Annotated in this window: 19 protein-coding genes; 6 read left to right on the top strand and 13 right to left on the bottom strand. The window is 64.2% G+C overall.

The window, feature by feature from the left end:
* Positions 1-29: 29 nt before the first annotated feature.
* The 4 genes from NCR93_RS08270 to NCR93_RS08255 all read right to left on the bottom strand — a co-directional run bounded on the left by NCR93_RS08270 (position 30) and on the right by NCR93_RS08255 (position 5,034).
* Complete coding sequence (locus NCR93_RS08270; protein ID WP_034473204.1) at positions 30-1,589, bottom strand: DHA2 family efflux MFS transporter permease subunit; 1,560 nt, start codon at positions 1,587-1,589, stop codon at positions 30-32.
* A gap of 13 nt (positions 1,590-1,602) precedes the next feature.
* Positions 1,603-2,865, bottom strand: coding sequence for an HlyD family secretion protein (locus tag NCR93_RS08265; RefSeq protein WP_008349236.1), 1,263 nt, complete (start codon positions 2,863-2,865; stop codon positions 1,603-1,605).
* A 51-nt stretch (positions 2,866-2,916) separates the two neighbouring features.
* Complete coding sequence (locus tag NCR93_RS08260) at positions 2,917-4,443, bottom strand: efflux transporter outer membrane subunit (protein ID WP_175982296.1); 1,527 nt, start codon at positions 4,441-4,443, stop codon at positions 2,917-2,919.
* Between the two features lie 75 nt (positions 4,444-4,518).
* Entirely contained in the window at positions 4,519-5,034 is a 516-nt protein-coding gene (locus NCR93_RS08255) for a MarR family winged helix-turn-helix transcriptional regulator (RefSeq protein WP_008349239.1), read from the bottom strand.
* A gap of 341 nt (positions 5,035-5,375) precedes the next feature.
* Between NCR93_RS08255 and typA the strand changes: the two genes are divergently transcribed.
* From typA to NCR93_RS08225, 6 genes are all read left to right on the top strand, one after another.
* Positions 5,376-7,202: a translational GTPase TypA gene (typA, locus tag NCR93_RS08250; RefSeq protein WP_008349240.1), complete on the top strand. Its 1,827-nt coding sequence runs from the start codon at positions 5,376-5,378 to the stop codon at positions 7,200-7,202.
* 334 nt (positions 7,203-7,536) lie between these two features.
* The gene (locus NCR93_RS08245; RefSeq protein WP_008349241.1) at positions 7,537-10,395 is read left to right on the top strand and encodes a 2-oxoglutarate dehydrogenase E1 component; all 2,859 of its coding nucleotides are present in this window, start codon (positions 7,537-7,539) and stop codon (positions 10,393-10,395) included.
* Positions 10,396-10,479: 84 nt separating this feature from the next.
* The gene (gene odhB, locus NCR93_RS08240; protein WP_008349242.1) at positions 10,480-11,784 is read left to right on the top strand and encodes a 2-oxoglutarate dehydrogenase complex dihydrolipoyllysine-residue succinyltransferase; all 1,305 of its coding nucleotides are present in this window, start codon (positions 10,480-10,482) and stop codon (positions 11,782-11,784) included.
* Positions 11,785-11,873: 89 nt separating this feature from the next.
* Positions 11,874-13,304, top strand: coding sequence for a dihydrolipoyl dehydrogenase (lpdA, locus tag NCR93_RS08235; protein WP_250532198.1), 1,431 nt, complete (start codon positions 11,874-11,876; stop codon positions 13,302-13,304).
* Between the two features lie 82 nt (positions 13,305-13,386).
* Positions 13,387-14,484, top strand: coding sequence for a cell division protein ZapE (gene zapE / locus NCR93_RS08230; protein WP_034473201.1), 1,098 nt, complete (start codon positions 13,387-13,389; stop codon positions 14,482-14,484).
* Between the two features lie 143 nt (positions 14,485-14,627).
* Positions 14,628-15,020 (top strand): transposase, encoded by a 393-nt coding sequence (locus NCR93_RS08225; RefSeq protein WP_008349245.1) that lies wholly within the window; start codon positions 14,628-14,630, stop codon positions 15,018-15,020.
* A gap of 78 nt (positions 15,021-15,098) precedes the next feature.
* On the opposite strand, the gene NCR93_RS08220 is transcribed toward NCR93_RS08225, so the two are convergent.
* The 9 genes from NCR93_RS08220 to NCR93_RS08180 all read right to left on the bottom strand — a co-directional run bounded on the left by NCR93_RS08220 (position 15,099) and on the right by NCR93_RS08180 (position 25,841).
* Positions 15,099-15,560 (bottom strand): DUF2147 domain-containing protein, encoded by a 462-nt coding sequence (locus NCR93_RS08220; protein WP_175982295.1) that lies wholly within the window; start codon positions 15,558-15,560, stop codon positions 15,099-15,101.
* Positions 15,561-15,650: 90 nt separating this feature from the next.
* Complete coding sequence (surE, locus tag NCR93_RS08215; RefSeq protein WP_175982294.1) at positions 15,651-16,439, bottom strand: 5'/3'-nucleotidase SurE; 789 nt, start codon at positions 16,437-16,439, stop codon at positions 15,651-15,653.
* Between the two features lie 95 nt (positions 16,440-16,534).
* Positions 16,535-16,777: a hypothetical protein gene (locus NCR93_RS08210; RefSeq protein ID WP_008349248.1), complete on the bottom strand. Its 243-nt coding sequence runs from the start codon at positions 16,775-16,777 to the stop codon at positions 16,535-16,537.
* A gap of 194 nt (positions 16,778-16,971) precedes the next feature.
* On the bottom strand, positions 16,972-17,841 hold the full coding sequence (locus tag NCR93_RS08205) for a DUF1571 domain-containing protein (protein ID WP_175982293.1): 870 nt from the start codon (positions 17,839-17,841) through the stop codon (positions 16,972-16,974).
* A 17-nt stretch (positions 17,842-17,858) separates the two neighbouring features.
* Positions 17,859-19,601 (bottom strand): AMP-binding protein, encoded by a 1,743-nt coding sequence (locus NCR93_RS08200; RefSeq protein ID WP_175982292.1) that lies wholly within the window; start codon positions 19,599-19,601, stop codon positions 17,859-17,861.
* A 44-nt stretch (positions 19,602-19,645) separates the two neighbouring features.
* Positions 19,646-20,941 (bottom strand): acetyl-CoA C-acetyltransferase, encoded by a 1,296-nt coding sequence (locus NCR93_RS08195; protein ID WP_239295298.1) that lies wholly within the window; start codon positions 20,939-20,941, stop codon positions 19,646-19,648.
* On the bottom strand, positions 20,938-21,852 hold the full coding sequence (locus NCR93_RS08190; RefSeq protein WP_175982290.1) for a MaoC/PaaZ C-terminal domain-containing protein: 915 nt from the start codon (positions 21,850-21,852) through the stop codon (positions 20,938-20,940). The genes NCR93_RS08195 and NCR93_RS08190 overlap by 4 nt, the downstream gene beginning before the upstream one ends.
* Before the next feature lie 14 nt (positions 21,853-21,866).
* Positions 21,867-23,294 (bottom strand): 3-oxoacyl-ACP reductase, encoded by a 1,428-nt coding sequence (locus NCR93_RS08185; RefSeq protein WP_175982289.1) that lies wholly within the window; start codon positions 23,292-23,294, stop codon positions 21,867-21,869.
* Between the two features lie 54 nt (positions 23,295-23,348).
* Positions 23,349-25,841, bottom strand: a complete 2,493-nt coding sequence (locus NCR93_RS08180) for an acyl-CoA dehydrogenase (protein ID WP_175982288.1) — start codon at positions 25,839-25,841, stop codon at positions 23,349-23,351.
* Positions 25,842-25,935: the final 94 nt, after the last annotated feature.

Genomic DNA, 25,935 nt, shown 5'->3' with positions numbered 1-25,935 from the left:
GCTCTGTTCTTTTGGAAGCAGTCAGGCGATCAGTGCGCCGCCGATGCCGCCGCCGCCGAATCTCCACCGCCCGAACGCTCGGGCCGCGTGATCCAGATCAGCACGATCAGCGCGACGAAAATCCCCGCCGAAATATAGAACATGTCGTTCACGCCGAGCTGCGCGGCCTGCTGCGTCGCCATGCTGTTATAGAGGCCGACGGTCTGCTCGTGCGTCAGGCCGAGCGCGCCCATCTGCTGCATCGAATTCGCGAACACCGGGTTGTACGAATTGGCGCTTTCGACGAGTTGCGCGTGATGCACGATCGAACGATGCTCCCACGCCGTCGAGAAGATCGACGTGCCGATGCCGCCGCACATGATCCGCACGAAGTTCGACAGCCCCGACGCCGCCGGAATTCGATGTCCCGGCAAGCCCGACAGCGTGATCGACACGAGCGGAATGAAGAAGCCCGCCATGCCGATGCCCTGAATCAGCGTCGGTATCGTGAGCGCCCAAGTGTCGACGCCGGTCGTGTAGCGTGAACGCATCCAGAAACACAGCGCGAAGACGAGGAACGCGGCGGTCGCGATGTAACGCGGATCGGTGCGCGGCAGGAATTTGCCGGTGATCGGAGAAAGCAGGATCGCGAACACGCCGACGGGCGCCATCACGAGACCGGCGTTCGTCGCCGTGTAGCCGATATCCGTCTGCAGCCACAGCGGGAGCAGAACGAGATTGCCGAAGTAGAGCCCGTATCCGATCGACAGCGCGATCGTTCCGCCGGTGAAGTTGCGCAGCTCGAAGAGCGACAAATCCACGACCGGATGCTCCGCCGTCAGCTCCCACACGATGAAGAACGCGAACGCGATCACGGCGATGAGCGCGAGCACGACGATCGTCGTCGAGTTGAACCAGTCGAGATCCTTGCCTTTGTCGAGCATGATCTGCAGCGAGCCGACCCAGACGACGAGCAGCCCGAGCCCGACCGTGTCGATCGGCGCCTTGCGGATCGCGGAATCGCGGTCGCGGAAGATCGCGAACGTAGCGAGCGCCGCCGCGATGCCGACCGGAATGTTCACGTAGAAGATCCACGGCCACGAGATGTTGTCCGAGATCCATCCGCCGAGGACCGGCCCCGCGACCGGCGCGATCAGCGTGGTCATCGACCACATCGATAGCGCCATCGGCGCTTTTTCGCGCGGATAGCTCGCGAGCAGCAGCGTTTGCGACAGCGGGATCATCGGGCCGGCGACGGCGCCCTGGAATACGCGCGCGGCGAGCAGGAAGGGGAGCGTCGGCGCGAGACCGCAGAGCCACGACGCGATCACGAACAGGATGATCGAGCCGAGAAAGAGCCGCACCTGCCCGAGACGCTGCGTGAGCCAGCCGGTCAACGGCACCGAGATCGCGTTGGCGACCGCGAACGACGTAATGACCCACGTGCCCTGATCCGACGACACGCCGAGATCGCCGGAGATCGACGGAATCGAGACGTTCGCGATCGACGTGTCGAGCACGTTCATGAACACCGCGAGCGATACGGCGATCGTCCCGATGACGAGCTTTCCGCCCGACAGCGGCGGATGTACGACGTTTTGCGAAGACATGTGGCGAGTCCGCTTACATCAGCTTGGCGGCCGACGCGGACTTCGTCGCGCGCCCGTGCGCCGGCGACGCGCTCTGCGCCGACGACCCTGCGCCCGCACCCGTACCCGCGTTCTGCTGGATGATGCGCGCGATTTCCTGATCGGCCTGCGCGCCGTAGTTGTCGAACACATTCGTCTGGTAGACCGTGTTCTGCGCGTTGCCGAGCTGGCCGCCTTGCTCGTCCTTGATGGTGACGTCGACGTTCATCGACAGGCCGATACGCAGCGGATGCGCTTCCAGTTCCTTCGGATCGAGCTGGATGCGCACCGGCAGGCGCTGCACGACCTTGATCCAGTTGCCGGTCGCGTTCTGCGCGGGCAGCAGCGAGAAAGCCGAGCCCGTGCCGGCCGAGAAACCGACCACCTTGCCGTGATACACGACGCCCGAACCGTACAGATCGGCCGTCAGCTCGACCGGCTGGCCGATCCGCATGTGCTTGAGCTGCACTTCCTTGAAGTTCGCATCGACCCACACGGCGTTGAGCGGCACGATCGCCATCAGCGGATTGCCCGGCGACACGCGCTGGCCGACTTGCACCGAGCGCTTGGCGACATAGCCCGTGACCGGCGCGGGCAGCGTGTTGCGCGCGTAGTTGATGTAGGAATCGCGGACCTTCGCGGCGGCGGCGAGCACGTTCGGGTGATCGGCGATCGTCGTGTTGGCCGTGAGCGAACGGTTCGACGCGAGCTCCTGCTCGGCGGCGTCGAGCGCGGCCTGCGCGCTGCGCACCGCGTCGCGGGCGTGCGAGATTTCTTCCTGCGAGACCGCACCCGTCTGCGCGACCTGCATGCGGCGCTTCAAATCGTCCTGCGCGCGCGACAGATCGGACCGGCGCAACGCGATCTGCGCTTCGTACTGGTTGTTGTTGACGAAGAACGTGCGTACCTGGCGCACAGTCTGCGCGAGATTTGCCTCGGCCTGATCGAGCGCGACCTTGGAGTCGGCCGGATCGAGCGCGACGAGCGGATCGCCTATCTTCACGGTCTGCGTGTCGTCGGCGTTCACCGAGATCACCGTGCCCACGACCTGCGGCGTGATCTGCACGACGTTGCCATTCACGTAGGCGTCGTCGGTGGCTTCGTGGAAGCGCGCGACGAGGAAGTAGTACAGCCCGTACGCGATAGCCGCGATGATGATGACGAGCACGATCAGCGTCATCAGCGCTCGGCGTTTGCCGTTGCTCTGTTTCGGCGCGGGCGCGGCGGCCGCGGCTGCGTTTTGTTGAGGGTCGCTCATGAAAGACTCCGAAAATTCCGTTTTTGGTCCGATGCGTGTTCTTGTGGGCGCTTAGTTCGACGGCGTGGCCTGATTGGCCGCCTGCGTCGTCGTCTGACTTTGTCCGCTGCCGCCGATCGCGAGATTGCTGCTCGTCGCGTCGAATCCGCCGCCGAGCGACTTGATCAGCGCGATCTGCAGATCGGTGCGCTTCAGGCGCAGATTCGTCACGGTCTGCTCGTTGGCGAGGCGGTTTTCGTCGGCGTTGAGCACCTGCAATTGCGGCGACAGGCCGGCCTTGTAGCGGATCACGGCGAGCTGATACGCGCTCGACGCCGCCGCGAGCGCGCGCTGGGCGTCGGCCATTTGCTTGTCGAGCGAGCGGATTGCGGAGATGTTGGTCGCGACATCGTTCATCGCGTTGATGAGCGTCTGGTTGTAGTTCGCGACGTCGCCTTCGAAGTCCGCGTAACGGCCTTTCAACTGCGCGCGCAAGGCGCCGGCGTCGAAGATCGGCAGATGGATCGCCGGACCGGCCTGGATCTGGCGGCTGCTCGCCTGCAGGAAGCGGCTCCAGCCGAACGCGTCGAAACCGAAGGCCGCCGCGAGGTTGATGTCCGGGAAGAACTCGGCCTTCGCTTCCTTGATGTTGTGGGTCGCGGCTTCGACCTGCCAGCGCGCGGCGACGATATCCGGGCGGCGCGCGACGAGATCGGCGGGCACGTTGTCGGGCAGCGTCACGTTGACGTTCGGGTCGATCACGGGTTTCGCGATCTTGAGGCCGCGATCCGGGCCTTTGCCGAGCAGCGCCGCGAGCTGATAGCGGACGGTTTCGATCTGGCCGTCGAGTTCCGTCGAGTTCGTCTGGCTGGTCGCGACGTTGCCTTCCGCCGTTCGGCGCTCGACGTTGGTGTCGAGCCCGGCCGCGACGCGCCCGTTCGTGATGCGTCCGACGTCCTGACGGTTCGCGATTTCGCGTTGCGCGACGTCACGCAGCGCGTAGAGCAGCGCGAGCTGGTTGTACGTGCGCGCGACCGACGCCGCAAGCGTCACGCGCGCCTGCTGCATGTCGGCTTCGGCGGCTTTCTGCTGCGATACCGCCATGTTGAGGCGCGAGCGGTTCTTGCCCCACAGATCCAGTTCCCACGACGCGCTCGCGAGCACGTTGTTCTCGCTGAACCACGTCCCGCCATAAGGCGGCGGGAAGAGGGCGTTGGCGGAATAGAGTTCGCGCGTCCACGAATACGAGCCGGTGACCTTCGGATAAAGCGCCGAGCGCGACGTCTCGATATACGACGACGCCTTCGCGATGCGCGCTTGCGCCTGCGCGATGCTCGGATTGTCGGCGAGCGCTTCGTCGATCAGTTGCGGCAGTTGCGGATCGCCGAACTGCTTCGCCCAGTCGAGCGTGGGCCATTGGCCGCCTTGGCCCGGCACGCTTTGCGTGGCCTCGAAGTTTTCCGGCGCGGCGATCTGCTTGTCGCTCGAAATGCCCGAATAGTTCGCGCAGCCGGCGAGCGCAAGCGCGGCCACCGCGGCGGCGACGGCGCGCTTCGCACGGCTTTCGCCGCGCATAGCGGACAGGAAGTGCTGGTTCATATCTCGTCTCTCGAGATGCAAATTAAAGGTGGACGTTGCAATCTTTTTGTAGGGTTGCGATGACGAATTTGCTTGTCATCGCAATGACGTACCAGGCTTATCGTTGCCGCCCAGCAGTGGCGCGACGGATGGATCGCACGAGTTCGCGAGAATCCGCCGCAGCATGCTTTTGAGGAAGCCGACTTCCTCCGGCGTGAAACCGGCGAGCAGGTTGTCCAGTACGCGCGTGAAGATGGCAGGAATCTTTTCGGCCGTCGCGTGACCTTCGTCCGTCAGCGCGAGGCGCACGACGCGCCGGTCTTCCTCGCTGCGCACGCGCGAAAGCAGGCCGCGCTTTTCCAGTCTGTCGATGAGACGCGTGACCGCGCTCGCATCGATGCCGTATTCGCGGGCAATATCCGCCGCCGTCAGGCATTTGCCGACCGCCAGCATGAACAGGATGCTTGCCTGCGTGCTCGTGATGCCCAGTTCGGACGTCGTGTGTTGCGTGACCATGTTCCACATGGTCGAGCGGACCCGGCTGATCAGATAGCCGACGCTCTCGGCGAGCACGTAGTCGCCGATCGCCGCGGATTTCGGAGCGTCGCTCATAAGAATATTTGTGCGATTGCAATAGTTGACTAGGCAGGATTATAGGGAGGCGTTTCGCGGCGTGCAAGGATCTTTTCTGAATATGCTTAACAATCCGCCCGCGCCCGGCCTGCGGTTCGTCGCGACCCGACGCCGCGGACATGCGGCGGTTGCTGGCCCGATTTACGGGTTGAGTCCTATTGCCAGGTTTAGACATCCGTGCGTGCTATACTCTTCGGTTCTCACCGCGCCGGGCCCGCGTAGTCATGCTTGCATGACGCTTTCCAGAGGGGGCTTGCCGAGCCACGGAGTCTCGCAACAGAAGGGACTCGCTCTTACGGCGCACAACCAAGACACTTTCTATGACTCGCGCCCTCCGCAATATCGCCATCATTGCCCACGTCGACCACGGCAAGACCACGCTCGTCGACCAGTTGCTCCGCCAGTCGGGCACCTTCCGGGAAAACCAACAGGTCGCCGAGCGGGTCATGGACTCGAACGACATCGAAAAGGAACGTGGCATCACGATCCTGGCGAAGAACTGCGCCGTCGAATACGAAGGCACGCACATCAACATCGTCGATACGCCGGGACACGCGGACTTCGGCGGTGAAGTGGAGCGCGTGCTGTCGATGGTCGACTCCGTGCTGCTGCTCGTCGACGCCGTCGAAGGCCCGATGCCGCAAACGCGCTTCGTCACGAAGAAGGCGCTCGCGCTCGGCCTGAAGCCGATCGTCGTCGTCAACAAGGTGGACCGCCCGGGCGCGCGTATCGACTGGGTGATCAACCAGACCTTCGATCTGTTCGACAAGCTCGGCGCGACCGAAGAGCAGCTCGACTTCCCGATCGTCTACGCGTCGGGTCTCAACGGCTTCGCCGGCCTCGAACCCGATGTCCGCGAAGGCACGATGCGCCCGCTGTTCGAAGCCATTCTCGAACACGTTCCCGTGCGTCCGGCCGATCCGGACGGTCCTTTGCAGCTTCAGATCACGTCGCTCGACTACAACTCGTACGTCGGCCGTATCGGCGTGGGCCGTGTCGCGCGTGGCCGTATCCGCCCGGGCATGCAGGTCGCCGTGCGCTCGGGTCCGGACGGCGCGATCCTGAATCGCAAGATCAATCAGGTGCTGTCGTTCCACGGCCTCGAGCGCGTGCAGGTGGAAGAGGCGCAGGCCGGCGATATCGTGCTCATCAACGGTATCGAGGAAATCGGCATCGGCGTGACCATCTGCTCGCCGGACAATCCCGAAGCGCTGCCGATGATCACCGTTGACGAGCCGACGCTCACGATGAACTTCCTCGTGAACTCGTCGCCGCTCGCAGGCAAGGAAGGCAAGTTCGTGACGAGCCGCCAGATCCGCGATCGTCTGACGAAGGAACTGAATCACAACGTCGCGCTGCGCGTGAAAGACACCGGCGACGAAACGACGTTCGAAGTGTCGGGCCGCGGCGAACTGCATCTGACGATTCTCGTCGAGAACATGCGCCGTGAAGGTTACGAGTTGGCCGTGTCGCGTCCGCGCGTGGTGCTGCAGGAAATCGACGGCGTGAAGTGCGAGCCGTATGAAAACCTGACGGTCGATATCGAAGACCAGCATCAGGGCGGCGTGATGGAAGAGCTCGGCCGCCGCAAGGGGGAAATGCTCGACATGACCTCGGATGGCCGTGGCCGCACGCGTCTCGAGTACAAGATTTCGGCGCGCGGGCTGATCGGCTTCCAGAGCGAGTTCCTGACGCTCACGCGCGGCACGGGCCTGATGAGCCACACCTTCGATTCGTACGCGCCGGTGAAGGAAGGTTCGGTCGGCGAGCGCCGTAACGGCGTGCTGATCTCGCAGGACGATGGCGCTGCTGTCGCCTATGCGCTGTGGAAGCTGCAGGATCGCGGCCGCATGTTCGTGTCGCCGGGCGATGCGCTCTATGAAGGCATGATCATCGGCATTCACAGCCGCGACAACGACCTGGTCGTGAATCCGATCAAAGGCAAGCAGCTGACGAACGTGCGCGCATCGGGCACTGACGAAGCCGTGCGTCTTGTTCCGCCGATCCAGCTTTCGCTCGAATACGCGGTCGAGTTCATCGACGACGACGAGCTCGTCGAAGTCACGCCGCAGTCGATTCGTCTGCGCAAGCGTCATCTGAAGGAACACGAGCGTCGCCGCGCAAGCCGCGAAGCCAACGCCGAATAAGCTGCGCATGCATCTGTGAGCAACGTCGGAACAAAGGCCGCCTTCGGGCGGCTTTTGTCATTCTTCGATGCCTCGCAACGCACCCTTGCTTATCTCAGAAACGCCCGCACATCCTTGTTGCGTAAAGGATGGCGAGGCGACGACGAGGCGAGGGCACATGCGGCGATACGTCATATGACTATTCGTTCTGTGCTATGCTTCTCGGATTAGCTGTCGCTTTTTAGGTCCTTCCAAGCAGACTTGATTCGCGCAATCCGCTAAACGGTCAGGCCGTGGCGCGGAAGGTTTCGTAACCCGCACTTCCTCGAGAAACTCGAAGAAAGGTGAGCGTAAAATGATGAAGCAATTCCAGTCGAACTCTTATCTGTTCGGCGGTAATGCTCCGTACGTCGAAGAGTTGTACGAGCAATATCTCGATAATCCCGCGTCAGTGCCCGAGACCTGGCGCGCCTACTTCGACGCGTTGCAGAACGTGCCCGCTTCGGACGGCACGGCTCACAACGACGTGGCTCACGGCCCCATCGTCGAATCTTTCGCTCAGCGCGCGAAGGCGAACGCCTTTCTGCCGCGCGAAAGCACCGGTGATCTGACCACCGCGCGAAAGCAAGTCTACGTCCAATCGCTGATCGGCGCGTATCGCTTCCTTGGCACGCAATGGGCCAATCTCGATCCGCTCAAGCGCCGCGAGCGTCCCCCCATTCCCGAACTCGAACCCGGCTTCTACGACTTCACCGAAGCCGACATGGATCAGGTGTTCAACGCGAACAACCTGTACTTCGGTTTCGAGCAGGCATCGCTGCGCGACATCGTCAAGGCGCTGCGCGACACGTACTGCGGCACGATCGGCGCCGAGTTCATGTACATCAGCGATCCGGAACAGAAGCGCTGGTGGAAGGAGCAGCTCGAGTCGATTCGCTCGACGCCGAATTTCTCGAACGACAAGAAGAAGCACATCCTGAATCGCCTGACGGCTGCCGAAGGCCTCGAGCGTTTCCTGCACACCAAGTATGTCGGCCAGAAGCGCTTCTCACTGGAAGGCGGCGAGAGCTTCATCGCGTCGATGGACGAAGTCGTGCGTCACGCGGGCAAGAACGGCGTGCAGGAAATCGTCATCGGCATGGCGCACCGCGGGCGTCTGAACGTGCTCGTCAATACGCTCGGCAAGATGCCGGCGGACCTTTTCGCCGAATTCGAAGGCAAGCACGTCGATGACCTGCCGGCCGGCGACGTGAAGTACCACAAGGGCTTCTCGTCGGACGTCGCCACGGAAGGCGGCCCGGTTCACCTGTCGCTCGCATTCAACCCGTCGCACCTCGAAATCGTGAATCCGGTGGTCGAAGGCTCGGCCAAGGCGCGTATGGATCGTCGCGGCGACGAAGAAGGCCTGCAAGTGCTGCCGGTGCAAGTGCACGGCGACGCGGCCTTCGCGGGCCAGGGCGTCGTGATGGAAACGTTGAACCTCGCGCAGACGCGCGGTTACGGCACGCACGGCACGCTGCACATCGTCATCAACAACCAGATCGGCTTCACGACGTCGGATCCGCGCGATGCGCGCTCGACGCTGTATTGCTCGGACGTCGTCAAGATGATCGAGGCGCCGGTGCTGCACGTGAACGGCGACGATCCCGAAGCCGTCGTGCTGGCGACGCAGCTCGCCATCGACTTCCGCATGAAGTTCCACAAGGACGTGGTCGTCGACATCATCTGCTTCCGCAAGCTCGGTCACAACGAGCAGGACACGCCGGCGGTCACGCAGCCGCTGATGTACAAGACGATTGCGAAGCATCCGGGCACGCGCGCCGTCTACGCCGAAAAGCTGGTGCAACAGGGCGTCATCACGGCCGAGGAAGCGGACAACTTCGTCAAGGAATATCGTCAGGCGATGGACGAAGGCCATCACACGATCGATCCGGTGCTCTCGAACTACAAGAGCAAGTACGCGGTCGACTGGGTGCCGTTCCTGAACCGCAAGTGGACCGACGCGGCCGACACGGCGGTGCCGCTCGCGGAACTCAAGCGTCTGGCCGAGCGCATCACGACCATTCCGGAAAACTTCAAGGTTCACCCGCTCGTCGAGCGCGTCATCAACGACCGCCGCGCGATGGGTCTCGGCGAAGCCAAGCTCGACTGGGGCATGGGCGAGCACCTCGCGTTCGCATCGCTGGTCGCATCGGGCTATGCCGTGCGTCTGACGGGCCAGGACTCGGGCCGCGGCACGTTCACGCACCGCCACGCCGTTCTGCACGATCAGAACCGCGAGCGCTGGAACGACGGCACGTACATTCCGCTGCAGAACATCGCGGAAGGCCAGGCCAAGTTCACGGTGATCGACTCGGTGCTGTCGGAAGAAGCGGTGCTCGGTTTCGAGTACGGTTATTCGACCGCTGAACCGAACACGTTCGTCGCGTGGGAAGCGCAGTTCGGCGACTTCGTGAACGGCGCGCAGGTCGTGATCGACCAGTTCATCTCGTCGGGCGAAGTGAAGTGGGGCCGTGTCTCCGGTCTCACGATGATGCTCCCGCACGGCTACGAAGGTCAGGGTCCGGAGCACTCGTCGGCGCGTATTGAGCGTTTCCTGCAACTGTGCGCGGATCACAACATGCAAGTGGTCCAGCCGACGACGCCGGCGCAGGTTTTCCACCTGCTGCGCCGTCAGATGATCCGCCTGTTCCGCAAGCCGCTCATCATCTTCACGCCGAAGTCGCTGCTGCGTCACAAGGAAGCCGTGTCCGATCTGTCGGAACTGGCGAAGGGCTCGTTCCAGCCGGTCATCGGCGAAACGGACGAAGCCATCGAGGCGAAGAAGGTCAAGCGCGTGATCGTGTGCTCGGGCCGTGTCTATTACGACCTCATCGCGCATCGCCGCGAAGCGAAGAGCAACGATGTCGCGATCGTGCGTATCGAGCAGCTGTACCCGTTCGCGCACAAGCAGTTCGACGCGGAACTCAAGAAGTACGAGAACGCGACCGAAGTCGTGTGGGTGCAGGACGAGCCGCAGAACCAGGGCGCCTGGTTCTACGTCGAGCACCATCTGCGCGAAGGCATGCGCGAAGGCATGAAGCTGGCCTACAGCGGCCGTCCTGCATCGGCATCGCCGGCGGTCGGCTACTACGCGAAGCACTACGAGCAGCAGAAGGTGCTCGTGGAAGGCGCGTTCGGCCGCCTCAAGGGCGCGCAGGTCATCGCGAAGTAAGCATTGCTTGATCGAAACCGGGCGAACGGACGTTCCCCGGTTTCGCTGCTCGTACACACAGACACGCATCAGGAAAATACAGAAATGGCTATCGTAGAAGTCAAGGTTCCCCAGCTTTCCGAGTCGGTCTCGGAAGCGACCATGCTGCAGTGGAAGAAGAAGCCGGGTGAGGCTGTCGCCCAGGACGAAATCCTCATCGAAATCGAGACCGACAAGGTCGTGCTCGAAGTGCCGGCTCCGTCGGCCGGCGTGCTGGCGCAAGTCATCAAGCACGACGGCGATATCGTCACCGCCGACGAACTCATCGCCAAGATCGACACCGAAGCGAAAGCGGGCGAAGCGCCTGCCGCCGTCGCCGCTGCCGGCGACGCCGAAGTGAAGCCCGCGCCGGTCGCGGAAACCGCCGCTGCCACGTCGGCTCCGGCTGCTGCGCAAGCATCGGCGGGCGGCGCCGCATCGCCGGCCGCGACGAAGATCTTGGCCGAGAAGGGCGTGTCGGCGGATCAGGTGTCGGGCTCGGGCCGCGACGGCCGCATCACGAAGGGCGACGCGCTCGCCGCTCAAGCCGGCGCACCGGCTGCCGCACCGGCCAAGCCCGCTGCCGCACCGGCTCCGGCCGCCGCGCGCGCCGCGAAGCCGTCGCTGCCGCAAGTCAGCGCACCGGCATCGGCCGATCAGTGGCTGAAGGACCGCCCGGAACAGCGCGTGCCGATGTCGCGTCTGCGTGCGCGTATCGCCGAACGTCTGCTCGAATCGCAGCAAACCAACGCCATCCTGACGACGTTCAACGAAGTCAACATGGCGCCGGTCATGGATCTGCGCAACAAGTACAAGGACCGCTTCGAGAAGGAACACGGCGTGAAGCTCGGCTTCATGTCGTTCTTCGTGAAGGCCGCCGTCCACGCGCTGAAGAAGTTCCCGCTCGTGAACGCATCGATCGACGGTAACGACATCGTCTATCACGGCTACTTCGACATCGGTATCGCGGTCGGTTCGCCGCGCGGTCTCGTCGTGCCGATCCTGCGCAATGCGGATCAGATGAGCCTCGCCGACATCGAGAAGAAGATCGCCGAATTCGGCCAGAAGGCGAAGGACGGCAAGCTGTCGATCGAGGAAATGACCGGCGGCACGTTCTCGATCTCGAACGGCGGCGTGTTCGGCTCGATGCTCTCGACGCCGATCATCAACCCGCCGCAATCCGCGATTCTCGGCGTGCACGCGACGAAGGAACGCGCGGTCGTCGAAAACGGCCAGATCGTGATCCGTCCGATGAACTACCTCGCGCTGTCGTACGACCACCGCATCATCGACGGCCGCGAAGCCGTGCTGTCGCTGGTCGCGATGAAGGACGCGCTGGAAGATCCGGCTCGTCTGCTGCTGGACCTGTAATACAAGCTTAGTTGCCTCGATGCGCGCGATAGGCTCGCGCGCATCGCAAGAGGCTGCTCCGCAAAAGCGGAGACACACCAAGGAAAGTCATGTCCAAAGAATTTGATGTCGTCGTGATCGGCGCGGGCCCTGGCGGCTATATCGCGGCGATTCGCGCAGCGCAGCTCGGCAAGTCGGTTGCGTGTATCGAGAAGTGGAAGAACCCGGCAGGCGCATTGAAGCTCGGCGGCACGTGCCTGAATGTAGGCTGCATTCCGTCGAAGGCGCTGCTGGCGTCGTCGGAAGAATTCGAGAATGCGTCGAAGCATCTGGCCGATCACGGTATCAGCGTGTCGGACGTGAAGCTCGATGTGTCGAAGATGCTCGCGCGCAAAGACGGCATCGTCGAAAAGATGACGAAGGGCATCGAGTTCCTGTTCCGCAAGAACAAGATCACGTGGCTCAAGGGTCATGGCAAGTTCACCGGGAAGAACGCGGCCGGCGTGCAGATCGAAGTGTCGGGCGAAGGCGAGACGGAAGTCGTCACGGCGAAGAACGTGATCATCGCGACGGGTTCGAAGGCGCGCCATCTGCCGAACATTCCGGTCGACAACAAGCTGATCGCCGACAACGAAGGCGCGCTGTCGTTCGATTCCGTGCCGAAGAAGCTCGCCGTGATCGGCGCGGGCGTGGTCGGTCTGGAGCTCGGCTCGGTGTGGCGTCGTCTCGGCGCGGAAGTGACCGTGCTCGAAGCGCTGCCGCAATTCCTCGGCGCGGCGGACGAGTCGCTCGCGAAGGAAGCCGCGAAGCAGTTCAAGAAGCAGGGTCTCGACATTCACCTCGGCGTCAAGATCGGCGAAGTGAAGACGAGCGCCAACGGCGTTTCGATCGCTTACACGGACAACGCAGGCAACGCGCAGACGCTGGAAGCGGATCGTTTGATCGTGTCGATCGGCCGCGTGCCGAACACCGATAACCTCGGTCTGGAAAGCATCGGCCTGAAGGCGAACGAGCGCGGTTTCATCGACGTGGACGATCATTGCGCGACGAGCGTGCCGGGCGTGTACGCGATCGGCGACGTGGTGCGCGGCCCGATGCTCGCGCACAAGGCGGAAGACGAAGGCGTGGCGGTGGCGGAGATCATCGACGGTCAGAAGCCGCACATCGATTACAACTGCGTGCCGTGGGTCATCTACACGGAACCGGAAATCGCGTGGGTCGGCAAGACCGAGCAGCAGCTCAAGGCCGAAGGCCGCGAGATCAAGACCGGCCAGTTCCCGATGATGGCTAACGGCCGCGCGCTCGGCATCGGCCGTGCCGAAGGCTTCGTCAAGATGATCGCGGACGCGAAGACCGACGAAATCCTCGGCGTGCACGTCATTGCTGCGGACGCGTCGGATCTGATCGCGGAAGCGGTCGTGGCGATGGAGTTCAAGGCGGCGTCGGAAGATATCGGCCGCATCTGCCATCCGCATCCGTCGCTGTCTGAAGTGATGCGCGAAGCGGCGCTCGCCGTCGACAAGCGCGCGTTGAACATGTAATACCGTTTGCCTTGGCAGTAAGGCAGCACAACAAAGGCGAGCGGGTTGATCCGCTCGCCTTTGTCACATCGAACGGCCGAAGATGAACGTCACCGAATACTACGAAAACGAACTGCGCACGCGGGGTTATCAATCGGACGAGGCGCAGCTCGCGGCGGTCGCGCGTCTTCAACAGTGCTATGAAGAGTGGGTCGCGTACAAGGCGCGCCGCTCGAACGCGCTCAAGAAGTTTCTCGTGCGTCCCGAGTTGCCGCGCGGCGTCTACATGTGGGGCGGCGTCGGGCGCGGCAAGAGCTTCCTGATGGACAGCTTCTATGCGGTCGTGCCGGTGCAGCGCAAGACGCGTCTGCATTTTCACGAATTCATGCGCGAGGTGCATCGCGAGCTGGAGGAGCTGAAAGGGCAGTCGGATCCGCTGGACGAACTCGCCAAACGCATCGCGAAGCGTTATCGGCTGATCTGTTTCGACGAGTTTCACGTCTCCGATATCGCCGACGCGATGATCCTGTATCGCCTGCTCGACCGTCTTTTCAAGGCCGGCGTGCAGTTCGTGATGACGTCCAATTACCAGCCCGACACGCTGTATCCGGAAGGGCTGCATCGCGATCGTCTTCTGCCCGCGATCGAGCTCATCAAAGAGCATCTCGACGTGCTCAACGTCGATGCCGGCACCGATTACCGCAGGCAAACGCTCTCGACGGTGAAGGCGTATCACACGCCGCTTGGTGCGTCGGCGAGCGAGGCGTTGCGTGCGGATTTCGCGAAACTCGCGGCCGTGCCCGACGAAAGCCCGATCCTGCACATCGAGAAGCGCGAGATCAAGGCATTGCGCAAAGCCGACGGTGTCGTTTGGTTCGACTTTGCGACGCTATGCGGCGGCCCGCGCTCGCAGAACGACTATCTCGAACTGGCGAACCGCTTTCACGCGGTCATCTTGTCGGACGTGCCGCAAATGACGCCGCGCATGGCATCGGAAGCGCGCCGCTTCACCTGGCTCATCGACGTGTTCTACGACCACAAGGTCAAGCTGCTGATGTCGGCGGCCGTGCCCGCGGAAGAACTGTACGTCGAAGGGCCGATGGCCAACGAGTTCACGCGCACGGTGTCGCGTATCGTCGAGATGCAGTCGAAGGAATATCTGGAGGCGCCGCGCCGCGTCACCGATATTTCGCTGACCTAATACGAGTATCAAAAATCTGCGGTAGGCCAATCGGCATAAGGTTTTGCGAGCAATTTCAAGATTCGGACCACTCCGATTTGCTGGCTTTCGGGTACTCGGTATCGTCGATACCGGTTATCAGTCAGTAAATTGGAGAAACTACCGTGAAGCCCTATCGCGACATGTCCGACGAAGAATGGCAGATGGTTGCACCGCTGCTTCCCGAACTGCGTCCGCGTTCGGAGTTGCGGGGCCGGCCGCTCGCCAATACCCGCGCCGTGCTCAACGGTGTGCTCTGGGTCATGTACAGCGGGGCGTCATGGTCCACGCTGCCGCGCAAATATCCGTCGTATCAGACGTGCCATCGGCGCTTCAAGGCGTGGCACGAATCGGGCGTCCTGCTGCGCGTCATGACGCAGTTGTTCGGGCCGGCCGGCGAATCGCTCTATGCGTTGATGACATCGCGCATGCGTGTGCCGGGGGAATTCAAGCCGGAAGAGCCGAACCTGCCCGCCGAAGCACAAGCGGAAGAGGCGCAACATCGTCACGCCGCATGATTGCTCGAAGCGTGCTCGCGAGATGAGCAAAGCCGGGCGAAGATCGACGTCTTCGACCGGCTTTGTCTTTATATAAAGCTATTGCTGGCGCACCCAGGTTTGCGAGCGCCCCAGCAGCGAAACGCCGATATACCCGCGCACGACGAGCTTCTTGCCACCGTCTTCGAGTTTCATCTTGCACTTGTAGAGCTTGCCGCTGTCCGGGTCGAGAATCTGGCCGCCTTGCCACTCGTCGCCGTCCTGACGCATGCCGGTGATGATCGTCATGCCCTTGATCAACTGATCCTTGCGTTCGTCCGTGCAGGCCGTGCAGCGCCGTTCCGGATGATCGAATTCGCCGATGCCACGCACGACCTTGCCCGACAACTGCCCGTTGCCGTCGTCGGCGATCTGGATGATCGCTTTCGCTTTGCCGGTCTGATCGTCGATGGTCTGCCAGGTGCCGACGGGCGTCGCCTGCGCGAAAACGCTCGCGGCGAAAGTGGCGCACAGCGCGCCGAGCGTCACGCGTGCACCGCGCGAGCCGATGAAACGGGTCATGTCGTCTCCTTGTCGTGAACGGCCGAGCATACGAGAAAGCGACCGTTCCCGTCTGAGAAGAATCGTTCTAGACGCGCGCGGACCGAAAACTCAGACGGCGCGTTCAAGACCCGCTTCGAGCGTGGCGAACGTGCGCTCGTCGGTGCGATCGAAATGGAGCGGCGTGACCGACACGCTGCCTGCCGCCACCACCGCCGTTTCGCTATCGGGCGAATTCGGGCGCGGGCCACGCTGAAAGCGCAGCCAGTGATAGTCGATGCCGCGCGGATCGACGAGCGGCAACACGTCGATGCCTTCCACGAGCCCGATGCCTTGCCGCGTCACGGTGAGCGGACCCGCGGCAGACGCGTCGCAATCGGGGAAGTTGACGTTCAGGCACGTCGGCGCCTCGTGGGAAATCGAGAGCAATTGGCGGATCACGCCCGGCGCCAGCGCGCGCGCCGTGTCCCAGCGCACGTTCTCGCGGTCCGTGAAAGCCTGACTGAGCGCGATCGACGGCAAGCCGAGCAAGAGGCCCGTCATCGCCGCGCCGACGGTGCCGGAGAACATCGTTTCGACGCCGAGATTCGCCCCGCGGTTGATGCCGGACAGGACAAGTGTGGGCGGCGCGTCTTTCATGATGTGGCGCACGCCCATCACGACGCAGTCGCCTGGCGTGCCCTGTACGCCGAAGCGCCGTTCGCCCTGACGCGAGATGCGCAGCGGCGAATGCAGGCTGATGGAATGCGAAGTGCCGCTCTGATCGTGCTCGGGCGCGATGACCCAAACTTCGTGCGCGAGTTCGGCGGCGACCGCTTCGAGCACGGCGAGGCCGGGCGCGTCGATGCCGTCGTCGTTGGTGATGAGCACACGCTGCACGATGGGTGAGAGGGCGGACATCGCGAATCACTCCTTGGTCGGTGATGAAAAAGTATCGACCGATTATTACAGAGTTCGCGTTCCCGGGCGTCCGCGGCCCGTATCGAAATGAAGCCTTACTTGACGCCGAGCCCGCGCAGCACGGCGTTGCCGTCTTCGGTCAGGCGCACTTTCGGGGTGCCGGCGTCCGGCGACACGATCTCGACATAGCCGTATTCCTGCAGCGAGGCGACATCGGGCGTGGCGGCCATCACATCGATCGGCGCGTGCATCAGCAGGAGCAGCGTGGCGATTTCGTGATGGCTCAGAAGCTTTTTGATGGCTCGCACGGGTGCGGAAGCCGGACGGCGGAGGTTCATGAACGATGTCCTCAGGTTTGCATGACGATGTGCGGCGCTTTCGGCTTGACGCTTCGCGCGGACCTTGATGTCGATGGAGTGCGGGCAGGTTATCGGCCGACTCTTAGGCGAAACTTAAAACGCGCGCCGCCCGGTGCGACGAGTTGTTACACGGGATGTCACGAAGTCAGCGCGCGCTTCAAATCAGAAGGAAATCAGAAGCGATAGTCGGGATTTTTCGGGTCGAACGTCAGGTCGTCGAAGGGTTTCGTCTCGATGCGCTCGAACACGACGCTTTCGAAAATCTCGCCGTCGTTGTCGTAGGACTCCAGCGTGCGGAAAAGCGGCCGTTCGAGGTCGAGTCCGAGCACTTCCTTTTTCGCATAGAAGGTGGGTTGGCCTTCGACCGTTTCGTAGGTGAGCGCGATCACGCGCAGTCCGTCGACGTTCTTCACTTCGATGTTCGTTGGTTTCGTGATGCCCGCTTCGGCGAACTTGCGCCCTTCGTCGATGAAGCGTTGCGTGATCGCGTCGATGCCGAGCTCGCGGATCGAATGATTCGACTGCGCGCGGGCGAGCGCGCCGTTCACCGATGCCCACATCGGCACGACGCCCAGAAAGCCGCCGAGATGACCGTAAAGCTGATCGGAACGCTTCGAATCGTCGTAGATGACTTCCTGGCCCGCGTGCCCGCCATCCGGCAGCCATTTCGCGTAGATGCGCAGCGGCTCGCGCGTGACGCGCACGAGCATGTGATCCGCGCGCTTCGGCCATTTGCCTTTGATGCGCTCGCGGCGGCGCATCGTGAACTCGCACGAATCGAAATCGCGTAAGCCGTCTTGCAGATAGCGCGGCAGCGTGCGCGCGTCGAGCGAGCGGAAGAGGGCGACGAGTTGCGCATCGTCGAGACTGGCGAGCGCGCCGCTTCCCGCCGATCGCGACAGCCATTGCACCTGCTGCTCGACGCCGAGATCGCCGATGCGCGCAACGTCATCGGATGGATCGGCGCGTGCCGCGAAAGACGCGAGCGCGAGACACAACAGGCTCGCACAAGCGAACCGGAAGCCGGAAGCCGAGCGCGGCATGGGTATCTCCGTGAGGGCTAGCCCTGCGATGTGGATCCGGCGTCGCGCAGTTCGCGCCTGAGCACCTTGCCGATCGGCGTGAGCGGCAGCGCGTCGCGGAACTCGACATAAGCAGGCACCTTGTAGCCGGTCAGGTGTAAACGCGCGAACTTCAGCAGTTCTTCCACCGTGAGCGTGTCGTCGCGACGCACGACGAATGCCTTCACGCGCTCGCCCGTCACCGGATCGGGCACGCCGACGGCCGCGACCGCGCGCACTTTCGGATGCGCCGCGAGCACGTCCTCGATTTCGTTCGGATACACGTTGAAGCCCGACACGATCATCATGTCCTTCTTGCGGTCGATGAGCCGGATGATGCCGCGCGCATCCATCACGCCGATGTCCCCGGTCGCGAGCCAGCCGTTCGCGTCGATGGCTTTCGCCGTGTCTTCCGGACGGTTCCAGTAGCCCTTCATCACTTGCGGACCCTGGACGCAAAGCTCGCCCGGTTCGCCGACGTTCGCCCACGCGCCCTCTTCGCGGCGCAGGCGCACGAGCGTGGACGGCACCGGCACGCCGATGGTTCCATCGAAAGCGCTGTCGCCGTGCGTATCGAGCGGCGTCGCGGCGACGAGCGGCGAACACTCGGTCAGGCCGTAACCTTCGACGAGCGTTTTGCCCGTCAGCGCCCTGAAGCGCTCGGCGATCACCCGCTGGGTCGCCATGCCGCCCGCCATCGCGAGCTTGAGCGACGAGAAGTCGCGCTGACGGAAGGCTTCGTTGTCCATCAGCGCGCTGTAAAGCGTGTTGAGCGCGGTGATCGCCGTGAAATTCTCGTGACGCAGCGCGCGCACGAGGCTGCCGATATCGCGCGGATTGACGATCAGCACGTTGCGCGCGCCGATCGCAAGAAACGCGAGCGCATTCACCGTGAGCGAATAGATGTGATACAGCGGCAACGGCGTGACGACGGTCTCTTCGCCCTCGACGAGCCGCGCGCCCGCCCATGCAAGCGCCTGCATCAGATTGGCGATCACGTTGCGATGCGTGAGCATCGCGCCCTTGGCGATGCCTGTGGTGCCGCCGGTGTACTGAATGAACGCGATATCGCCGTGACCGACGCGCACCGGCTCGAACTTGCGCCGCGCGCCGAGCGCGAGCGCTTGCGGCAGGCGCACGGCATCGGGCAGCGCGTAGGCGGGCACCTGCTTTTTCACATAGCGCAGGATCAGATCGATCGCGCGGCCTTTCACGTTGAGACCGCTGCCGAGCAGATCGCCGAGCCCGGTCACGACGATGTTCCTTACGCGCGATCCCGGCCGCGCGTCCTGCACGGTCTTGGCGAAGTTCTCGAATACGACGATCGTCTGCGCGCCGCTGTCCTTCAACTGAAGGCCGAGCTCGCGCACCGTATAGAGCGGATTCACGTTGACGACGATCGCGCCCGCGAGCAGCGTGCCGAAGAGCGTCACCGGATAGACGAGCGTGTTCGGCATCATCAGCGCGACGCGATCGCCGGGCTTCACGCCGATGCCCTGCAGATACGCCGCGAACGTATGCGCCTTCTCGCCGAGCGTCGCGAACTTCAGTTCCGAGCCGAGGCTCACGAACGCGACATGATCGGCAAAACGCGCGACGCATTCGTCGAAGAAATGCGCGAGCGAGCGATAGCGCGAAGGATCGATCTCATGCGCGACATCCGGCGGATACGACGCGTACCAGATGCCGTCCGTCGCGTGCGGCTCGGAAGTCCCGCGCGGCGCTGCCTGTCCCGGGCTCATGTGGTGTCTCCGTCGGCTTGTATTTTTTTGGCCGATATTTCCGGCTACCGCTCCAGTATCGCGACGACGCCTTGTCCGCCCGCCGCGCAGATCGAGATCAGTCCGCGCAACGGCTTGCCGTCGCTGCGCGCGGGCGCGTTCGCGAGCATCTTCGCCAGCGTGCCGATAATGCGCCCGCCCGTCGCCGCGAACGGATGCCCCGTCGCGAGCGAGCTGCCGTTCACGTTCAGACGCGCGCGGTCGATCGAACCGGGCGGCGCGTCGAGTCCGAGCGCGGTGCGGCAGTATTCGTCGTCTTCCCACGCGGCGAGCGTGCACAGCACCTGCGCCGCGAATGCTTCGTGGATCTCGTAGAAATCGAAGTCCTGCAATGCGATTCCGGCGCGCGCGAGCATCGGCGGGACCGCGTAGACGGGCGCCATCAGGAGGCCTTCGCGCTTGTCGAAGAAATCGACGGCGGCGGTCGCGGAAAACGTCAAGAACGCCTGCACCGGCAAGCCACGCTCGGCGGCCCATTGCTCGGACGCGAGCAGCACCGCCGATGCGCCGTCGGTGAGCGGCGTCGAGTTGCCCGCGGTGAGCGTGCCCGCGTCGCGATCGAAGACGGGCTTGAGCGCCGACAACTGATCGAGCGATACGTCGGGCCGCAGCGTGTTGTCGCGCGCGAGGCCTTTGTACGGCGTCATCAGATCGTTGAAAAAGCCGCGCCCGTACGCCGCCGCGAGCTTGCGATGACTCTCCTGCGCGAGCGCATCCTGCGCCTCGCGCGAAATCTTCCAGCGCTTGGCCATCAGTTCGCAGTGCTCGCCCATCGAAAGGCCCGTGCGCGGTTCCGCATTGCGCGGCAGGAGCGGCCTGAAGAACATGCCGGGCCGCAGTTTAGCGAGCGCGCCCACGCGCTGTCCCGCCGAGCGCGAGCGATTCGCTTCGAGCAGGATTCTGCGCATGCGCTCGTTCACCGCGATGGGCGCGTCCGACGCCGTATCGACGCCGCCCGCGATGCCCACGTCGATCTGTCCGAGCGCGATCTTGTTCGCGACCAGAATCGCCGTTTCAAGGCCGGTGCCGCAGGCTTGCTGCACGTCGTAGGCGGGCGTTTCCTTCGCGAGCGTCGTCGACAATGCGGCTTCGCGCGTCAGATTGAAATCGCGCGAATGCTTGACGACCGCGCCCGCCGCCACTTCGCCGAGGCGCATGCCGTGCAGGTCGAAGCGATCGACGAGTCCTTGCAGCGTGAAGCTCAGCATGTCCTGATTCGACGCGCTCGCGTACGCCGTGTTCGAGCGCGCGAACGGAATGCGATTGCTGCCGATTACCGCGACACGACGCGCTTCGCTCATGGCAGCTCCCATTCGAAATGGCCACGCAGATGCGGCCGGTCGCCGGCGAGATCGCGCACTTCGAAATCGCGCGCGACGGGCGAGGGCGCGGCGGTCCACAGCGTCGCATCGCCGGGAATGTATAGCGGCGTCTTGAAATCGCCGTGCGCGTAACCGGAAGCCAGCGCCTTGACCGGATGCAACGCGGCGAGCGTGCGCGCGAGCGTCCACATGCCATGCGCGATGGCGCGTGGAAAACCGAACGCTTTCGCGCTCAGCATGTGCAGATGGATCGGATTGAAGTCGCCCGACGCCTTCGCGTAGTCGCGTCCGAGTTGCGGCGGAAGCTGCCAGCGCGCTTCGCGCGCGAGCAGCGGCACGCGTACGTCGGCGGCATCGGCGGCATCGGCGATCTCGATCGACGGCGCCGCGCGCTCGCTGCGCGCGCCGCGCTTCAGATACACGCTGTCGCCGTCCCACACCGCCTCGCCGCGCCGATAGATGCGCGTATGCAGCGTGAACGCCTGGCCCTTCTGATGCGGCACGAGCGGCCCGCATTCCACTTCGATGCGCAACGCCTGACCGGCCGCGAGCGGACGCCGCAGCCGCACGCTGTTCGACAGATGCACGACGCCGAGCGCGGACCATGGAAACGACGGATCGGTGAGCATCATCAGATGCAAGGGAAAAGCGAGAACGTGCGGAAACGTGAGCGGCACGCCGTGCTCGGGAATGAAGCCGCACACGCGCGCGTATCGGCCGACCTGTTCGGCGTCGATCCTCACATTCGGGCGCACGAGCCGCAACGCGGGCAGCTCCGGCGCACGCGCGCGCCGGAAAAGCGCGGGCAGCGCGCGGCCGTAGAGCTTCGCGGGCGGCGGCAGCGTTTCGACGACGACGGTGCGGGCGCGCGGCATGGTCGGTGCGTGCATCGCGTTCTGCCTCCTCACGCGCCGATCAGGCTCTGGCCGCACACGCGCACCACGTTGCCCGTGATGCCCGCGCTGCCCGGACTCGCGAGCCACGCGACGGTCTCGGCGACATCGACGGGCAAGCCGCCTTGTCCCATCGAATTGAGGCGTCTGCCGGCCTCGCGCACGCCGAAGGGCATACGCGCGGTCATATGCGTTTCGATGAAGCCCGGCGCGACCGCGTTGATCGTGATGCCGCGCTCGCGCAGCAACGGCGCCATCGCGTGCACGCGGCCGATCACGCCGGCTTTCGACGTCGCGTAATTGGTCTGCCCGCGATTGCCCGCGATGCCGCTGATCGACGACACCGCGACGATGCGCCCGCCCGCGCGCAACACGTTCTGCGCGAGCAGCACGTCGTCGATGCGTTCCTGCGCGAGCAGATTGATGTCGATGACGCTGTCCCACATGTCGGCTGTCATGCGCGCGATGGTCTTGTCGCGCGTGATGCCCGCGTTATGCACGACGATATCGATGCCGCCCGACGCAGCCAGCGCCGCCGCGATTTCGGCGGGCGCTTCGGGCGCGGCGATATCCGCGACGAGCGCCGCGTGCGCGCCCGATGACGGCGACGCGTCTTCGATCGCGAGCATGGTCTGATCGAGCGCATCGCGGGCGGCGTCGATATCGAGCCCGGTGACGATCGCGCCGTGCTCGGCCAGCACCGCCGCGATCGACGCGCCGATGCCGCGCGCCGCGCCCGTCACGAGCGCGCGTTTGCCGGCGAGCGGCTTGGCCCAGCTTGGCGGCGCGTCGGCGGGCGCATCGATGGTCACGACTTGGCCCGAGACATAGGCCGAGCGTGGCGAAAGGAAAAAGCGCAGCGCCGACTCGACATCCGCGCCATCGGCTGCGCGCAGCAGATTCGACGTAATGCCGTTGCGCGCTTCCTTGCCGAGCGAGCGGACCATGCCTTCGAGCGCATGCTGCGCGGTCGCGGCGCGGACGCTCGAGCGCGTGGCGGGCGGACGCCCGAGCACGACGATGCGCCCGTTCTTCGCGAGCGAACGCAGCGCATCGTGGAAGAACGCGTAGAGCGAATGGAGTTGCGCGCTTTCGCCGATGCCGGTCGCATCGAAAATCAGCGCCTCGACGCGGTCGGACGCGGAAGCGTCGCGCGAGCGCGGCTCGAAGCGGCCGCTCATCGCGCCGTGCCGCGCGGCGACCGGCAGCCAGCCGGACGCGCTTTCGTGCGCGATGCCCGTCATGCCGATCGCCGACAGCACGGCCATCAGATCGTCGAAGAGCGCGGGCGACGGCCCCGCGCCGATGGCGGCCATGCCGCCGAATTCGGCCTGATCCGCGCGATGGCGGCGCAAAACCTCGGGACGCGGAAGGCCGAGCGAGCGTGCAATGCTCGTGCCGAAGGGCGAATTGACGAAGTCGAGATAGCGGTCTTTCATCGATTGTCGATCGGTCGTCGGGCGCGCGGGGCGGTGCCTTTGGTCCTGAATGCTTCAGGCAATGGCTTCGGGCAAGTGCCGCTCGAGCGCCGCGCTGCGCTTTTGCAATGCTTCGAGGATACCGAAGTCTGCGGAAAAATCATCGACTTTCACCGCTTCCTTCGCATGAGCGGCCCATTCGGCGAGCAGCGCGCGTTCGTTTTCGTCGATGAGACCGCGCGCCGCCGCCGTCTGCGACCAGGCTTCGATGTCGTGCGGGCTTTGCGGCAGCGGGGCGGCGGCGCCCGCCTTGACGGCGTCGCGCAGACGCGCCTCTAGCGCCGCGACGGCAGGCGTGAGCGCGAGCAGCTTTTCGCCGCGCGCGATCGGATCGTCTTCGAGCGCCGAAACGTGCGAGCCTGCGACGAGGCGCTCGCGCGCGTCGCCGGGTGCTTGCATCAGCATCGCGACGTCGTTGCCGAGCGCATCGACGCTAGGGGCGTGCGGCAAGCCGAACGGGAACGCGACGATGCGCAGAAACGCCGCCGCCGCGCGGTTCGGATAGTTCGCGAGCAAACCCTCGAACGCGGCGCGCGCCTGATAAAGCGCGTCTTCGGCGCCCCAGCGCACGAGCGGCAGATCGCTTTCAGGGCGGCCATCGTCTTCGAAACGCTTGAGCGTCGCGGAGAGCAGATACAACTGCGAGAGGATGTCGCCGAGACGCGCCGAAAGACGTTCGCGGCGTTTCAGCTCGCCGCCGAGCGTGAGCATCGACACATCGGCGAACAACGCGAACGCGCTCGACAGACGCGTGGCCGCGCGATAGTACGGCACGAGACGCGCATCGGCGCGCGCGGGCTTCGCGACGAACACGCCGCCGCCGCATGCGTACACGAAGGCGCGCATCGCGTTCGATGCCAGAAACGCCGCGTGTCCGAAGAACGCGGCGTCGAACGCGCGCAGATCGTTGTCGCGCGTCGCGGCCATTTCCTTCAGCACGTAGGGGTGACACCGGATCGCGCCCTGTCCGAAGATGATGAGACAGCGCGTCAGGATATTCGCGCCTTCGACGGTGATCGAGATCGGCATCTGCTGATACGCCCGCGCCAGAAAATTCGACGGTCCCATGCAGATGCCCTTGCCCGCGACGACATCCATGCCGTCGTTGATGACCTTGCGCGCGCGTTCGGTGATGTGATACTTCGCGATCGCCGAGATGACGGACGGCTTCTCGCCGAGATCGACGGCCTGCGCGGAAAGACGCCGCGCCGCGTCCATCACATAGAGATTGCCGCCCATGCGCCCGAGCGCTTCCTGTATGCCTTCGAAGCGGCCGATCGGCGTGCGGAACTGACGGCGCGCGGCGGCATACGCGCCGGTGCCGCGCACCGCGAGCTTCGCCATGCCGACGTTCGACGAAGGCAGCGAGATCGCGCGGCCGGCGGCGAGGCATTCCATCAGCATGCGCCAGCCGTTACCCACTTGCGCGCGTCCGCCGATGACCCAGTCCATCGGGACGAACACGTCCTTACCCCAGTTCGGGCCGTTCTGGAACACGGCGTTGAGCGGCCAGTGCCGCCGTCCGATGTTCACGCCGGGATGGTTCGTCGGAATGAGCGCGCAGGTGATGCCGGGCGCGTCGTCGTCGCCGAGCAGGTGATCGGGATCGAGCGCGCGAAAGGCGAGGCCGAGCACGGTCGCGATCGGACCGAGCGTGATGTAGCGCTTTTCCCACGTGACGCGAAATCCGAGCGTCTCGCGGCCCTCATGCACGCCGCGACACACGATGCCGATATCCGGGATCGCCGCGGCATCCGATCCGGCGTATGGGCTGGTCAGCGCGAAGCACGGAATTTCATCGCCGCGCGCGAGCCGCGGCAGATAGTGATCTTTTTGTTCCTCGGTGCCGTAGTGCAGAAGCAGCTCGGCGGGACCGAGCGAATTGGGCACCATCACCGATACGGCCGCCGCCGACGAATGCGTCGCGAGCTTCATGATGACCTGCGAGTGCGCGTACGCGGAGAAAGCCTTTCCGCCATAGCGCTTCGGAATGATCATGCCCAGAAAGCCCTGTTCCTTGAGGTAAGCCCACGCTTCTGGCGACAAGTCTTGCCAGATGGCGGTCGTATCCCAGTCGTTCGACAGGTCGCACAGACGCGCGCATTCGTTGTCGATGAAGCTTTGCTCTTCCTGCGTGAGCTTCGGCGTGCCGTGTGCGAGCAGGCGGTCCCATCGCGGGCGGCCCGAGAAAAGCTCGGCGTCCCACCAGACCGTGCCGGCTTCGATGGCGTCACGCTCCGTCGACGACATCTCCGGCAGGATCTTGCGAAACACGGCGATTACACGGCGGCTGACGAGCGCGCGACGCATCGGTGTCAGCGTGAGCGCGAGCGCCGGAAGCACGAAGACGATCGCGAGCAGCGTCGCGCCGAGCGGGACCGTCAAACCGGTCAGCGCGCCGGCGGCGACCCAGACCGCGAACCCGGCGAGCCATGCGAGCGCCGGCGCTTGCAGGAAGGCGAGCGTGCCGGCGAGCAGGAGGAAAGCGATGACATACAGGGCAGGCATCACGAATCTCCGGTATTTCAACACTCGGAGCACACACCATGCCACAGAATAAACAAGAGCATAACGACCGATTAGAACTCTAATTCGGAAGTCT

This window comes from Caballeronia sp. ATUFL_F1_KS39 (genome assembly GCF_023630985.1).
Lineage (GTDB): Bacteria > Pseudomonadota > Gammaproteobacteria > Burkholderiales > Burkholderiaceae > Caballeronia > Caballeronia zhejiangensis.
This window is presented reverse-complemented; position numbering and strand designations above follow the sequence as displayed.